Annotated in this window: 3 protein-coding genes; 2 read left to right on the top strand and 1 reads right to left on the bottom strand. The window is 42.4% G+C overall.

The window, feature by feature from the left end; translation table 11 throughout:
* Window positions 1-136: 136 nt before the first annotated feature.
* Window positions 137-13837, bottom strand: coding sequence for a beta strand repeat-containing protein (locus tag AACS98_RS19920; RefSeq protein ID WP_066383065.1), 13701 nt, complete (start codon window positions 13835-13837; stop codon window positions 137-139).
* Window positions 13838-14520: 683 nt separating this feature from the next.
* Here AACS98_RS19920 and AACS98_RS19915 point away from each other — a divergent pair.
* Window positions 14521-15276, top strand: coding sequence for a hypothetical protein (locus AACS98_RS19915; RefSeq protein WP_066383064.1), 756 nt, complete (start codon window positions 14521-14523; stop codon window positions 15274-15276).
* Window positions 15277-15610: 334 nt separating this feature from the next.
* Window positions 15611-17496 (top strand): YadA family autotransporter adhesin (locus AACS98_RS19910; protein WP_369816000.1); only part of this gene is annotated, 1886 nt, incomplete at its 3' end.

Genomic DNA, 17496 nt, shown 5'->3' with positions numbered 1-17496 from the left:
TTAAAAAAACGTCATACCCAGATACCCGACTTCTCAAAGAAGTCGGGTATCTATCGCATCATCATTTTATCTTTAATTATGTTGACCGACTGAGCTACTCGCTTGCTTGGGAAAATCAAGCCTTTTCACTCAATTACTAACGGACAGATAATCCTAGTAGTAAAGAACCACTACTAGCCGAAGTATTAGTACCAGAACTAGAGGAACTGCGAGTAGCTAAAGAAGAAAGTGAGATAATTGGACTGATATTAACAGGAGAATAAGCTGTGCTTCTCCTACCCAAAATGGATAAATCGAATGGGTTAACATTAGTTGTGCCTGTAGAGCCTGGGTTAATAATCGGGTTACTATTGGGAGGTAGCAGTATTAAGCGGCTATTCACGACGTTAATTGATGAACCATTGTTGACAACAGTTTCTTGTAAAGCAGATTTCTTAATAGTAACGTTACCAGATGTCTGAGTCAGGTCAACTACACCATTAGGTAATAATCTTGAAGAATTAATTGGTGTGCTGACTACAAAATTATTATTACCTCTTCCTTGAACTTTTAGGGTTCCTTGGTTACGGTTGATTTGGAAACTATTGTTTCCGTTTCCTGTGGTGATTGTGGTGGGATTTTTAGTCCCTAAAATATTGCTTCCAGAAATTATATTACCATTTACCGTTTCGTTGAGAACATTCCCATTCGTATCTAAATTAGGGCCGATGCGGAAGTTATTATTGGCACTCGCACTACCATCTATATTAGTGGTTGCATTTGTATTCAAGATGGTGAAGTTATTCGTTCCTTTACCTAGCTTAATATTGAGGAACTTAAAGCCATTATAGTAAATGCCGTGAGCCATACCTAAGCCAGTGAGATTTGTATCTGTTAACACTCCTGAACGACTAGATGTATCTTGGGAATTATCTATATTGAGAATAGAGTTATTCGCCGTTGTATCTCCATAAATACTCAAGCTGCCTTGAATTTTGTTCAAACCTGTGTAACCAGTGTGACTACTACCAATATTCACAGTATCATCTCCCCCACCTGTGTTGATAGTAGTCGTTGCAGCTAATTGTTTGATGTTGAAAGTATTTTTATTTCTACCACCATAAATCCCTAGTGATTGAGCAGAAATCAAACCATCAACTGTAAATGTAGTTCCTATTAAACTTGGGTTGTTGTAATCGCCTCTAATTATCACATTGTTAGTAGCTGTGATAGTTGCAAACTCATTAATTTGGAAGTTATTTCCTACCAAGAAATTGACATTATTCGAGGCTTGCACCTGAGCATTATCTAATATGCTCAAACTGATTGCAGTTAAATTCACATCAGTAGCTTTGACAAGTGCATCATTGACAATAAACATATCTACCCCAGAGATGGTTACTGTATCTTGATGACTCACAGCCTGTTGTATATTAACTTTTGCACTTGCTGTATTATTGGCTTTAATCCAGCCACCTGTGGTTATATTCAGCAGGTTGGATGTACCGAAGAAAATATTCTTCGTATCAATATTGGTGGTGGTTGTGTCTGCGTCAATGACAATATTGCTACCAGTCTTAATGCTTTGGTTATTGTCCAAGGTATCAGTAAACTTATAAAGAGCAGAAATTGCTGTGTCGTTTTGATTTGTGGTTTGACCAATCTTGATATTTACTTCACCTTTGCTAGCAGTCATTTGTTTGACATCTACTGTCACCGGGTTACTATCGTAACTCTTAGCAGTTAAGTCTAAATAATTGGAGTGACTAGCTTGGACATGGAGATAAATATTGCTAGCTGGAACATCTGCGGTAACTGGATTATAACCTTGAATCAATTGAGCCGCTACACGTTGCTCACTCGTGCCAATGCTACCATTTACAGCTTTCATTTTCAGGTCACGGCTAATAATTTCTTGTGTCGCTCCTTGACTGAAAATATTGCCGCCACTGTAAAGAATAGTGCGATCATGGGGATTATCAATCACACCTTGAAGAATTAGGTTAGAAGTACCCCAGTTATTAATAGTTACTACCGTCGGATTAATATCTAAAGGTAGTTGCAAAGTGGGAATAGTCGGGGCGATGTTTGTATCATCGACATTGACATTGTAATTAATCTGCGGAACTACCCCAGATTTGACAACATTAATATGATTGATAATCAAATTCTTGGCAGAATAATTATCAATTTGCACCGTACTGTAAGCAGGATCGGAAATTGTATATACACCTCTGTCAACAAATTTTCCATTGCTTGCCATTTCCGAACTACGGTCAGGAATAATAAAGTTAACTGCGCCAATATTACTATTATTAATATCATCAACAATGACATCTGTATCAGTAATTGTGGCAGTAACATTATCACTCTGTTGGTGAATTTGTCCTGCTTGATCAACAATCAAAATTGGGTTAGCTTCCCTTGCCACCAAGGTAACTTGGGAATTGAAATCAATCGTTGGGGTTGGCTCAAAGTTGTTGTCTGTGGAATCAGAACCAATATCTAAGAAATACCTTTCACTATAGGCATGACTCTTGTAATTTAAGTTAGCAAAATCTGATTCTACATCCAGTTTGTAAGCTTGTATCTGGGATGCGCTATCTGTCCAAACTGTGGCGGCTAAGGGGATGTTATTGGTAACTGCACTATCTGTATCTCCACCGAAGGCAAAACAGGTTGCTGAGGTTGTGGAATTGCTGTTGACGTTCTGATAGGTGGCTGAGAGGTTAACAAAATCACCGATGAGACTGCTATTAGCATTAAGATTGACAACGGCTTTGGTGTCGGCTAAATCAACTGTGGCATGGGCATCAATATTACCAATAAATCCGCCTCCTGTTGCTTCCCCACGGGCGTGGACTTTCAGGTTGTCAACTGTGGCGGCAACCGTGAGTTTTCTGGCTTCTAAGGCAGCATTGCTGTTGATATTGGTTTGATTTGTGCCATTGACTCGGAATGTTGTCTCTGCATCCGCATCACCGTACAAACCAACTCCATCGGCTTTTGCTTTGACATTGCCATTGGTGTTACTGGAGGATGCAACTAAAAGCTCATTCCCCGCAATGATGCTGGCACTATCATTAATACTGGTTTGAGTGTTATGGGTGAGTGTGGCATGGGCTTCGGCATCAGCAAAGGTAATTAGTGAACCGGCTGCACCATAACCAGAAACATTAAAAGTATGGTCTGATTGAGAGGTAATGCTGACGTTGCCTTGGGCATTAATCTGAGCAGAAGCATGAATGTCAGTCTTGTTAGTGTTGGTGACATTTGCATCAATTCTGGAATCACCAACGGCTACTGCCCCAAGTACATCTGAATCAGTTGAACTGGTAACTTCTGCAACGGATAGGGATTTGATGGTGACATTTCCGGTGGTTGTGATTGATGCACCACTAGCAATATATGTTGTCACCGTTGGGGAAATGTTCAAAGTGGCTTGAGTACCATTCCCTCCAACCAATGCTCCAACAGCACCTTCAGCATAGGCGGAAAATTTGCCATCTCCTTGGCTGGGTATGGTTATCGAAGCGGTGGTTATGAGTTGATGGTTCGTACCTGTTGCAGTTGAATTATTTAAATCTAGATGCAGGTTATGCTGATCAGTGTTACTTGCTGTTAAGTCTACTAGGCTTTGTTTGTTAAACAAATGAACGCTACCAGTTCCGGTTAAGCCTGACTTGTCTAGGGTTAATGCTGCCCCGTCTTTTGTCGCTGCTAATTGGAAGCTATTTTGAGAGGAGTTAACAACATAGTAGCTAATGCCTTCTTGTAAACCTTGAAGTCCTACAGCAGTGATTTGGTGGATACTATTTTTGGGTGCTGTGGTGATATCAACGGCAGCACCATTTTCAGTTGTGCTGAGTTGGAAGCGATCGCTGTCTACTCTGATGACGTAATAGGTGGTATTGTTGGTCAGATTGCCTAATGCTGTTCCAGATGTAGTGTAAATGACTTGATCGCCAGTCTGGAATCCGTGATTGGCAGAGGTAAAGGTATCGTTGCTGATTAAATCAGTATTTTTATTAAAGTTATTGCTGGCAGGAGGAATATTTGCTGGGAGTTCCTCGACAATTCTAAATTCAGCAGTACGACGCTGATAAATCACCAGATCGCCGTTTTGGAAGCCATGATTATTAATTGTAATCGCAGTATTGATACCTGCTAAATTCACAGCTTGGGATGGTGCTAGGAAAAGCTGGTGTTGATGATCATTGCTACCGATGTCAAGGGCTGTACCCGCTTGAGCATTGGTTAAAGTGCTGGCTAGGCGGAAATTATTAGCGTCAACTTTGATGACATAGTAAGCTTTATTCGATTCTAGACCAATTAAAGCTTGTCTTGATGTTTGGTAAACAACGCGATCGCCTGTATTAAATCCGTGTCCTTCCTGTGTAATTTGATTATTGGCATTATCTGAACTATAAGTAAAACTAACTACGAACTGAGTTTCGGCTAGTTGAACTGTTTTATTATCCAGAACTTTGACGTAGTAAGGATTGCCTGAGACTAAACCACCGATAGCTGTACCATTTGCAGCTTCATAGATTACCTTGTCGCCATTTCTTAGATTGTGATTTTGATTAAATCTAATGGTGTTTGCTTGCTCATCTACGGCTGTTCCCTGAAACTCACTACCGAGTTTTACAGTTGTACTGTCAACCGCAATGACATTGTAAGTTCTGTCATTGCTAATACCACCAATGTCATCACCACCACCATTCGAGTAAATCACCTGATTACCGGTTTGCAAATTATGCTCGTTGCTGAAGGTAATGGTATCGGCGGTGTTATCGACTGCCAGACTAGGATCAATGTTTGTGTCAGCGATCGTAATGGGAACACCGGCACGGCTTTCAACGGTAACATTCCCAGCCTCAATGATAGTATTTGCTCCCACATAAGTATTAATTGTGGGTTGAGAATTAACTTCAGAGAAGGCTAAACCAACTGCTAAGCCGCCATAATTATCTCCTTCCGCAGCCGCATCACCATCTAAAATCACATTCGAGATCACATTGACATCTTGAGCAACGTTAATCAGATTATTCTCACCAATGTATACATTGATTTGAGGATTAACATTCACCTGAACGTCAACACCATTACCGGAAATAATACCTCCACCAGCTGCTAAACCAGTTGCTTTCACTAATTGATCGACGTTTGCAGTGATATTGAGGTTGTTTGTCTGCTGAACTTGCACACCCTGATCGAGATATGCTGAAGTTGCTCCAGTTTCTTCAGCTTTTGTCAATACAACCCCAACCGCAGCAGCACCGACACTAGCTCCCTGAGCATCTGTTTCTAACCGCGAAATGGAATCAGCAATGACATTAACTACCTGAGCTTGTCCATTCCTATTTACTGTAGTGTTTTCACCAATGTAAGCCGTCGAGTTATTGTCAGAAGTGAGATAAGCAACCGCCGCACCTAAAGCCGCACCGCCAGCAGCACCAGCTTGAGCGGTTAATTTTGTCGAGTCTACAAACCCAGTGGATTGAATAGTTGTGTTGGCAGCATTGACTCTCGAAATTGCGTCTACATAAGCCTTAGCATTATGGGTAATATCTGCAATTGCGATCGCTGCACCCGCACCTATAGCACCAACAGATGCGCCTGTGACTGAAGCATTCAGTTTGGTGGTTTCATGAGCATTCACAATTAAGTTACTTCTAGCACTTGCAGTTCCCGCAATAAACGCTGTAGTTCCCGTCAGGCTGGGGAGAGTAGATTCAGGTTTGAGAAATTGCTGTTGTTCATCTCCAGCTTGACTCAAAGTAATTGCTGCACCGTCTTTGGTTGCAGACAGTTGGAAACTATTTTCATCAATCACTTTGACATAGTATGTTTGCTGGTTGTTTAAGCCAGATGTATCTGTACCATCGCCTACTAACTCATAAACAACTGCTTCTCCATCTGTGAAGCCATGATTCTTCAGATCAATCGTACTGCCATCGGTGGAGCTAAACGCCCTGCTATTAGAGATATTTTTATTGGTAGTAATGTTTGATTCGCCATTACTATCTTTACCCATGTTGTCCAACTCTTTTAGTTGCTCGGCTACTATGCTGAGAGTATCGCTAATAGCTGTGATAGCATCACCAGACATATCACTGCTGACGTTAATGATGGAAACTGCTCCCTGAACGCTAAAACCTAACCCTCCACCCCAAGCAACAACATCAGAGGTTAAGGATTGTTGTGTTTTAGCTTCTACAATTAAGTCTTTGTTGGCATTGACAATCGATCCTTGAGAAAAGATCAGATCACTAGAGTCGATGTATGCAGTGGTAGCATTTTTCATGGTAGTGATATCAATACCAACACCTACTGCATTCCCACCAACCCCGGCAGTACCAGCATTAACATTTACCGTACTGTCATTGAAAGCCTTGATGTAAACGCTTTGTTCAGGAATCGTAGAGCCAATTGTGGCATTGATAGCAACATCTTTAACATAGGCTTGAGTCTGATTCTCGAAGGAATTGACGGCTATACTACCCACAAAGGCAAAACCACCAATGCTAGTAGTACCAATAGTTACGTCGAGATTATCTTGACTTGTGGCGAGTACCGCAACACCAAATAAGGATTGTGTTGTACCAGTGCCATCCGTTTGAGGAATTGTGATACTTTGTTTACCAACGCCATCAATAGCGGAATTATTCACATAGGCAGAGGTGGTATTTTTAAAATCATTGACTGCCATTGTGCCACCCATGCCCAGTAAACCGCCACTCAACGTTCCGCCTTCAGTGATGATTGAGTGGGTGGCATCTGCTAATATACCGACACTGCCTTGAGCTTTGATGTTGCTTTTATGGACAAACGCATAGACGTTGTTACTCATCTGATTGACTGCTACAGAACCAGCAGCCCCTACCACTGCACCACCAGAACCACCAACAGCGATGGTTTCAATTGTGCCTTTGTCTAATGCACTGACGATCGCATTACCTGATGTATGAATATTTGTGACTTTGCCATCATCGGCTGTAACATAGGCTTTCACAACATTGCCGATATTGTTGTAAGCTGCCGCCGCACCAACCCCAGCCCCACTAATACCAACACTAATTTGTCCGGCTAAAGACTTAATTGTTGACTCGTCTTTGGCTGCAATTTCTACACCATTGAAACCGGAAATGGTTGTATTTTTAACATAGCTCTCTGTGGTATTAGTGATATTGTTAACTGATACTGACCCTGTAAGTGCCGCACCGTCAGCAACAGCCGCCCCTGCTGACTCACTCTTGATTGTGCCTGTATTCTCCGCTATAACACTCACGTATCCTGCAATAGAAGTCACATTACTATCACTGATATATGCCTGTGTCGTGTTAGCAGAGTTGTTCACAGCTACAGATGCACCAAAGGCAGCACCACCCGCAGTGGCAACTTGTCCCGCCGAGGCTTGAATGGTTGCAGTATTCTTGGCTGATAAGTTGACATCACCCTGAGCGTTAATTTTCGCATCATTAGCTACATTAGCTCTCACCGTATTACTGAGGTTATTTTCAGTTATAGCCCCACCGTAAGCAAACAGCCCAGCACCACTACCACCGGCGGCTGTAGAATCAATTATGCCTGTGGCAATTGCATTGAGATTGACTGCACCTGTTGATGTTGTGAGTGTCGATTTATTCACCTCAGCAATGATTTGACTGCTGATGTTGTTTGTAGCGGATGAAGCACCATCAGAGGCTACTATACTCGCAGATACAGCACCAGCGAAAGATTCTATCTTGGCATCTTCTTGAGCAGTTAAATTGATATTGCCACTAGCTTGCACATTTGAGTCATTGACAATATTCGCCTGAATCACATTGGCAATATTGTTAACTGTTACCGCACCTGCGCCACTAAAACCAGGAGCAAGTGAGCCACTGACGCTGAAACTCTTGATGTTTGCTTCTTGGGAATTAGCATTTTTGGAACTAGCATTGAGGGTGACATCACCAGTGGTGGCGGTGACAGTGGAACTGTTAATTTCTGCTATGATTTGGTTGGCGATGTTATTGATGGCAATAGATTCACCAACTGCTGCTGTTGTACCGCCTGATACTTGACCGGCTAATGCTTGAATATTTGAGCTATCCCATGATGTTAAGGTGACGTTACCTTGGGCGGTAATTGGTTTAGAAGCAGATATATAACTCCGAGTAGAATTATTAATATTGTTCAATGCTTCAGCACCAGCCCCGCTTAGTCCGACAATTCCTCCTGCTACTGATGCGGCTACTGAGGAAGTTGTAATTGACGCTGTTTCTGTGGCGGTTAACTGAATATTACCAGTGGTAGTTGTGAAGCTATGGGTAATATTCCGAATAAAGGCTTGAACATCATTGGCAATCTCGTTTTTAGCCAGAGATACTCCCACTGTTGCAGCACCACCAAGGGCAAATGTAGCGGCTACGGCAACAGAGGCAGCATCAGCCGTAATTGTTGAGGTATCATGAGCCGTTAAACTGATGTTAGCAGCACTAATACCCGTGGTGCGATCGCCATCAATAAAGGCTTTGACTAAAGTCCCTACTTTATTGACTGTGTTCACTCCTGAACCACTACCAGAACCTCCCCCAACACCAGCAGCGATAGCCATCGCACCTGCACCCACGCCAGCGTTAATATTGCTATTGGCAACTGCGCTCAAGGTTAAGTCATCTTTAGCCGTAACGCTGGAATTTTGCAAATAAGCTTGCACTTGGGCAGGGTTACGAGTATCCCCATCATAGCCAATGAAGTTATTAGCGATCGCTGCACCGATGGCAACTCCTACACCAGCAGCCCCACCACCAGCAGATGCTGAGGTGGCGGCAATCTTGGCATCAATGTTAGCGGAGTTTGCTGCCGTTAAACTAACTCCACTGGCACTATCAACTACACTATTACTGATATAGGCGTTAGTCTTGCCCAGAATTGTATTTTTAGACTCCGCACCTGCACCACTCAAGGCTATACCTGCTGCGACACCAAATCCTGCTGCTAAAGAAGCGGCGACTGATACGGCTTCAATAGTTGCATCAGTAGTAGCAGATAGTGAAATATTGCCTGTGGTTGTCTTGAAGGAGTTATCTGCATTGTTGATATAGGCTTCGACTTCGTTAGAAATCAAGTTATCAGCTAGGGCAACACCGATAGACAAGGAAACACCAACCGCACCTGCGAATGATGCTGCTAGAGATGCTGCACCTGCATCAGCTTTGATTGTGGAGGAGTCTTGAGCCGAGATAATGGCAGATTTAGTCTGAATACCTGTTGTGCGATCGCCATCAATAAAGGCTTTAACTAAAGTCCCTACTTTATTGACTGTGTTCACTCCTGAACCACTACCAGAACCTCCCCCAGCACCCCCTGCTGCCACCGCCATCGCACCTGCACCCACACCAGCGTTAATATTGTTATTGGCAACTGCGCTCAATGTTAAGTCACCTGTAGCCGTGACGCTGGAATTTTGCAAATAAGCTTGCACTTGGGCAGGGTTACGAGTATACCCGTCATAGCCAATGAAGTTATTAGCCACAGCTGCACCAATGGCAACTCCTACACCAGCAGCCCCACCACCACCAGCAGATGCTGAGACTGCGGCAATTGTGGCATCAATGTTAGCGGAGTTTTCTGCCGTTAAACTAACTCCACTGGCACTATCAACTACACTATTGCTGATATAGGCGTTAGTCTTGCCCAGAATTGTATTTTTAGACTCCGCACCTGCACCACTCAAGGCTATACCTGCTGCGCCACCAAAACCTGCTGCTAGAGAAGCGGCGACTGATACGGCTTCAATAGTTGCATCAGTAGTAGCAGATAGAGAGATGTCCCCTGTGGTTGTCTTGAAGGACTTATCTGTATTGCTATCTGTATTGCCATCTGTATTGCTGTTTGCATTGCTAATATAGGCTTCGACTTCGTTAGAAATCAAGTTACTAGCTAAGGCAACACCGATAGCTAAAGAGCCGCCTGTTGCACCTGCGAATGATGCTGCTAGAGATGCTGCACCTGCATCAGCTTTGATTGTGGAGGAGTCTTGAGCCGAGATAATGGCAGATTTAGTCTGAATACCTGTTGTACCATAGCCATCAACAAAAGCTTTCACTAAAGTCGCTATCTTATTAACAGTGTTCACTCCTGAACCACTACCAGAACCTCCCCCAGCACCCCCTGCTGCCACCGCCATCGCACCTGCACCCACACCAGCGTTAATATTGTTATTGGCAACTGCGCTCAATGTTAAGTCACCTGTAGCCGTGACGCTGGAATTTTGCAAATAAGCTTGCACTTGGGCAGGGTTACGAGTATCCCCGTCATAGCCAATGAAGTTATTAGCCACAGCTGCACCAATGGCAACTCCTACACCAGCAGTTCCACCACCACCAGCAGATGCTGAGACTGCGGCAATTGTGGCATCAATGTTAGCGGAGTTTGTTGCCGTTAAACTAACTCCATTGGCACTGTCAACTACACTATTACTGATATAGGCGTTAGTCTTGGTGAGAATTGTATTTTTAGACTCCCCACCTGCACCACTCAAGGCTATACCTGTTGTACCAAAACCAGCTGCCAAAGAAGCGGCGACTGATATGGCTTCAATTGTGCCATTGCTAGTAGCAGACAGTGAAATGTTGCCTGTGGTTGTCTTGAAGGACTTATCTGGATTACTATCTGTATTGCTGTTTATATTGCTAATATAAGCTTCGACTTCATTAGAAATCAAGTTACTAGCTAGGGCAACACCGATAGCCAAGGAAACGCCTGTTGTTGCTCCAAATGATGCGGCTAGAGATGCTGCACCTGCATCAGCTTTGATTATGGAAGAGTCTTGAGCCGAGATAGTGGCAGATTTAGTCTGAATACTTGTTGTGCCATCACTATCAACAAAAGCTTTAACTAAAGTTGCTATCTTGTTCTCTGTGAAGACTCCTGAACCACTAATAGCCAATGCAGACCCAGGGTTAGGCGGTGATTTTCTTAGATCAGGTACAGAAGGGAGGGCAACTGCGGCCGAACCTGCACCCACCCCGGCTGTGATGCTGCCACTAGATTCGGCATTTAAGGTCAAGTTAGCATCGCTAGTGATCCTGGAGTTTTGAATGTAAGCTTGAACTTCGGCTGGGTTACGAGTGTTATCTTCATCAGTGTTATAGCCAATGTAGTTATTAGCAACAGCAGCACCAATCGCTACTGCCTGACCATTTCCTCCTGAAGCTGCCGTTGCTACAACTGTTGCATTGATATTAGCATTATTATTGGCTGTAATCGTCACATCCCCAATGTTGTCAGTGAGGGTGGAGTCTTTGATATATGCGTTAGTCTTGGTGCGAATAAAGTTATTGGAGAGTGCGCCACCAGCACTGAGAGCGAATCCATCTGGAGTGAATGTAAATGCTACAGCAACTGACTGGGCGGTGATAGTATTGGCAGATAAAGCTTCTATAGTAATATTGACATCTTGATCACTGGATGAACTAACTGTAGAACCCCCAATGTAAGCCTCTGTTGTGTTATCAATTTGATTCTTGGCGTTAGCTAGTCCTACGGCGAAAGTGGTACCCTTTTCTGTCTTGAATTCCAAGGCAGCAACCCCTAGAGCAAAAGACTCGATTGTAGTTTTGTCTTCGGCTCTCATGGCGAGAGTATTATCATCACCAACTTGAATGGTAGCAGCGTTAGTGATGGCAGCAATGGTCGAAGTCTGAATAGTGTTAATTGCAAAATTGGAGTCGGCTGAAGAACTGCCAAATGCGATACTCTTGATAGTGCCATCTGTAATTGCTGTAATATCTATGCCACCAGCATCAATAGATGTCTGGCCAGCGATGTGAGCATCATTTTTGATATTAATTAAGTTGACAGATATAGAATCAGAAGCCTGAATAACGGGTATAAAGGTTTTTGTGAAGGTACTGTCTGCTTCACTTTTAATATTATTATTGGTATTAGCATTAATAGTTAATTTCCCTGTAGTATTAATGCTACTGGGGTTGTTAACATTATCAGCAGATGTAGCAGATATATAAGCTTGGGTTTGGCTATTGAGTTTAGTAAATGCTAATGCTCCTGCTCTATCAAACCATCCTAGTCCCAAGAAGGGGGCAGTCTGTCCTTCTGTTAATTCGGAGATGGGTTTCTCGTTCTGAACCACTCCACTCGCAGCAGATTTGCCTGTAGTCTCCAGGGTATTTTTAGAGTCTGCTAATAATGTAATGTTGGCTGCCGAAATTGATTGATTGTCGGATAAGTCAATATAAGCTTGGGTAGTATTTGTAATTCTAGCTAAGGCAATACCTCCCCCTAGTGTTGCAAAAGTGGCTCTGGCTCTGGTAGTTACGTCAATTTCGTTAGTAGCGGTGATAGCTAAATCTCCCTTAACATCTAGGGAGCTTTTCCCAGAAATGTGTGCGATCGCTGAACTGTTAATATTGGAAGTGGCAGTTGCAGCATCAAGTAAAGTAATCAGTGGTATTGCTTTGGCTATTATTTCTCCTGTGACTACGGAACTACTAGATAAGGTGACATTACCGCTACTTTCAATCCTGGAGTCAATCACAGAAATAGTTGCGTTAGAAGTTAAATTAACCTCCATTTCAGTAAATTCCTCTACATTTTCTGTTACTTCAGAGGAGGCTGACATATTAATGTCACCAGCTTTAATAGTTGCTCCTGTCAGGTTAATCTGAACTTGTCCCTGAGCATCAGAACCGCTTTCTGTATCGGACGCAGTGAAATTTATAGTCCCGTCAATACCGCCTGGCTGTGTAGTGTCAATTGTGACTCCAGTTTTGACAAAAATACTTTCTGCATCTACTGTTAAATTACCCCCATTCAGGGTTAAATCTTTCTCAAAATTCACCTGGTCATTGCCGTCATTACCTTCAATTACTAAGGATTTAGTAAAATTGGCATCGAGTGAGTCTATAGTAATGATGTCATTACCTGCTAACCCCTTAATTGTTAAGGAATTACTGGGATTCCAGAAGGTAATATTTTCAAAGGTGTTATTGCTACTAAAAATCCTCGTTTGTCCTGTAGCTACTTTGCTGACAAGGATTTGATCATCTCCCTCAGTAGCAGTGAATACTCTATCTGCTGTTACACTGGTATCAAAAATTGGTGCTAAACCAGCATATTCAATTGTCTTGTCGTCTAGATGAATAATCCCGGAATGGGGACTATAGGCGATAAATTGAGCGTTGTTATAAGTTCCACCGTCAATAACTAAAGTACCTAAATTTCCATCTCCGCCATCGGCAATTCCATCTAAACTACCTTCTGGGGTAAAGACAAAGGTGGCATAATTATTAGCGGCAGCTTTGAGATTTTCAACGTTTTCAAACTCAATACTACCAACGTTACCAGCATTTTTGCTGGTTATATTCCATGTTGTGTCTAGATTGGGGCCAAATACGCTATCGTTACCTTCTCCACCATCAAAGGTAAGTTTTGCACCTGTACTATTGAGGGCATTTGTTAAAGAATTATCAATATATAGGCTGTCATTACCAAACCCTAAATTAATTGAAATATGACTATCTTGACCAACTACTAACCCACTTTGATAAAAGTCTGTGCCGTTGCTACTAAATTCTAAACTATTACCTATACCAACCTGTAAATACAGGCTATCTGCTTGATCTGTCCCCCAAAAAATCCCATTCCCTTCACCAGTCAAATACGACCAAGTACCAACAGGATAATTGAGTGTTGGTGTGGTCAAATCACTCGCTGATGCTGGATTATATAGCTGCTGTTCGTTTTGAGGATTAAATATATTTGTTTCGCTGCTCAATAATGGGTTTTGGGAAGCGGATGGAGTTCCATCAATAGTATTGGAAATAGGTTGCTGAATATCCATAATTATTGTCTTTACCTGAGTACCACTATTTATTTTTGTTGACTATGTATAGGCAAATGAGAAACACGCTAGTTACCTACAGAAAACTAGCTGATTCTTTCTTGCTGCAATTCTGGCGGCAAGTTTTTTTGTCACGAGTTTTTATTTTTACTTGTTACGTACCATGATGTATTCCTGTTCAGGTTTTTGTCAATATAATTTCAAAGAATTTGGTTAAAAAAACTAAGTTTCTCAAATATTTTAACAATACTAAATCAACATATTTTTTTCAGAAAAAATACTTGGTTTCTGACCAATAAAATTAGAGAATTATGTATATTTACAGAGGCAAAAATACATTTTTAGGCTTTTAGAAGATTACTCAGTCAATTTAACAGTTAAACTACTTACGCACTTACTTTAATTATCGTCTTAAAAAATACACGTACATAAGTAGGAATAATGTATAAATTGCTCAAAATTTAATTTAAGTTATGAAAATATAAAAAATTCCTGAATATTCTGCGGATGGGTAGAAAAAGTGAACTATGTTACATAACGACGTAGGAGAGAGTGAGGGAGAGGTAGGGAAGGGGTGCTTGGGGGGTGATACTTGAAAGACTGTGATGTTAATAATAATACTTGTCAAGCATCCTCTGATGGTGTAGTATACTCAGTTTGTTGCTCAGGGGTTGTGAAATAAGATGTATCAAAATTTTTCTGGACACGAGTTATCTTTGTATGAGTTATCGGTTGTGTTTTTGGTGAAAAACCAAAATCCAACTTTATTGAATTGGGATTTTCTGAAATATAGTGGCATTGTTCCCCAGGATTGGCGACTAGATAGCAATCCGGTATATACTCAACAAGGCTCTCAACTGATTTTTGAGAATGGGCTGCAAATCGCATCTGATAACAGCAGAACTATTTTTTTAGAAAATATCATTGGTAAATCAATTGACAACATAGTAGCTGCTCAGATTGCCCAGCTTTATACCCAGGTATTACCCTATGTAGAATATGAAGGGCTGGGGATAAATTTAACGGGAGTTGTCAGTTTTCGGGAACAACCCCAACTGGCTCAAACTTATCTAGCTAAAAATTTGTTTGCTGGTGGGAATTGGCTGGAGTTTGGTATTCAACCGCCAAAAGTAGATGTGAATATTTCCTATACTTTAGAACAAGGAAATCTCAATATGCAAATTAGTCAGATAGAGCTACCACAAGAGAATCAAGAGGCTAAGATGCCCGCTATCAGGTATTTTGGCAACTTTGACTATGGTTTACAACAAGTTCCAATAACAGAAAGATTAGGTAGGTTACAAAGTGTTTTAGTGCAATGGCAAGCACACATAGAAATGTTTACCAGCTTGATTAATGAGCGGTTTATGAATGAAAATAATTTATCGTTTCCGGGGGGTAATCAAAATCTAACGGGTGAGCCTATCGAGCAATTTTAATGCAGACATAAACAATTGTATATATTTAATACTTAAGTGTGCATCTAATACTAAAAATCTGAAATTGTATGTTGAATAATCATGAGGTTTAATAGATAATATTGACAATTTTTCAGAAATCAGCCAAGAAAAAATGAGGGTTTGCAAATTGAAATAATTTCAAAGGGACTCCCAAGTAAATCAATCTAAATGATTGCGAATTTAGATTGAGCTATACCAGAGGCGCAGATTTTGTTTAGGATGATTTTGACTAAATAAATCTAGTGCTTAACAACAACGCAAATTGGTATTTGCATCCCCAAAAGTTTACTACACAAAAAAAGAAGGTAATTTCATGCGTCTTCATGCTATTTACTGGTGTGCTATAAATCTAAAACCTATCAATAGAGGTTATCGGAAATTAATATTTCTACTATTTACAAGTTTGCTGTTGCCTACGGGATTGATATCTACAGGGATTCCTGTTGCTCAGGCACAAAAAGTCCAAATTGAACCAACCGATTTGGGTGGTACCTTCGTAAATAGAACACAGGGATTAAACGCTACGGCTATTGGTGCAGGAGCAAGTGCAGCAAGTAACAACAGCATAGCTATAGGTACTGACGCAGAAACATCAGGGACTGCAACTTCCGCACAGGGGGCAATAGCTATTGGACAATCTGCTACCGTAAATTCCGATAATTCATCATCTGCTGGTGCGATCGCTATTGGACGATCTGCCACTGTCAATGACGGCGTGAATGCCACAGCAGTTGGTAACGAATCCACAGCCGGTGCTTCAGGTACAGCTGTAGGAACTAATAGTAATGCGTCAGGTAGTTCCTCAGCAGCCTTCGGAGATAGCGCAACAGCACAAGGTGATAATTCCGTGGCAGTTGGTGCTAATGCTACCACTGGAGCAGGTGCGAGTAATGCAATTTCTATAGGCACTGGGAGTAATACGGCGGGAGCTTTAGCGAATAATGCTACAGCTATAGGTAATCAAGCTACAGTTGGAACAGGGGCAATAGGTTCTACCGCCATAGGTGAAGGTGCGACTGTAGATAATAATGTCACAAATGCGATCGCTTCTGGTACGAGTGCTAGTGTTGGTGCTAATAGCGGCATTGCTACAGGTAATGGAGCTACAGTTGGTACAGGGGCGACAGATGCGATCGCTACAGGTACGAATGCTACTGTGGGAAGTAGTAACTCAATCGCTACAGGTAATGGAGCTAACGTTGGTACAGGGGCAACCGGTTCAACTGCCATAGGTCAAGGTGCAACGATTGGTGATAATGCCGAAAATGCGATCGCTACAGGTACGAGTGCTAATGTGGGAAGTAGTAACTCAATCGCTACAGGTAATGGAGCGAACGTTGGTACAGGGGCAACCGGTTCAACTGCCATAGGTCAAGGTGCAACGATTGGTGATAATGCCACAAATGCGATCGCTGTGGGTACAGGTGCAAATGCTACCAGTAGTTTTGCTACCGCTACAGGTACTCAAGCCCAAGCTAGTGGGACTAGCGCAGTGGCTACAGGTACTCAAGCCCAAGCTAGTGGGACTAGCGCAGTGGCTACAGGTACTCAAGCCCAAGCTACGGGAGATCAGGCGATAGCATCAGGTAGCTTCTCTCAAGCCTCTGCGATTGGTGCATCAGCCTATGGAACATTTGCTAACGCTTCAGGAACTTCAGCGACAGCAGTGGGTGATACATCTAGAGCTACTGCTGACAGTGCCACAGCCGTGGGTGCAGGAGCAAGTGCAACAGGTAATGGCTCTCTAGCTTTGGGGGGTGGTACTTTTAATGCTGGTACTGGTCAATTTGAACAAGTAGCCACAGCATCAGGCACTAATTCCATTGCTGCTGGTAATACTGCTACTGCTAGTGCAGACAATGCGATCGCTGTCGGTACAAACTCAACAGTTGGAACAGGGGCGACAGGTTCAACTGCCATAGGTGAAGGTGCAACAATAAGTGATAATGCCACAAATGCGATCGCTGTCGGTACAGGTGCAAATGCTAGCCAAAATTCTGCCACCGCCACAGGTAACACCGCCCAAGCCACTGGTATTTCTGCTTCGGCTTACGGTGATGGTGCGAACGCTGGTGGTGACAATTCTACCGCCATTGGTAGAGGTGCGAACGCATCGGGGAATGATTCCTTAGCCACAGGTAATGCAGCGTCAGCAGGTGGACAAGGTGCTGTTGCCACCGGTTCTAATGCCAATGCCAA

This window comes from Anabaena sp. CA = ATCC 33047, assembly GCF_963870205.1.
GTDB lineage: Bacteria > Cyanobacteriota > Cyanobacteriia > Cyanobacteriales > Nostocaceae > Trichormus.
The sequence above is the reverse complement of the archived record's forward strand: the minus strand, read 5'-3'. Positions and strand labels throughout refer to the sequence as shown.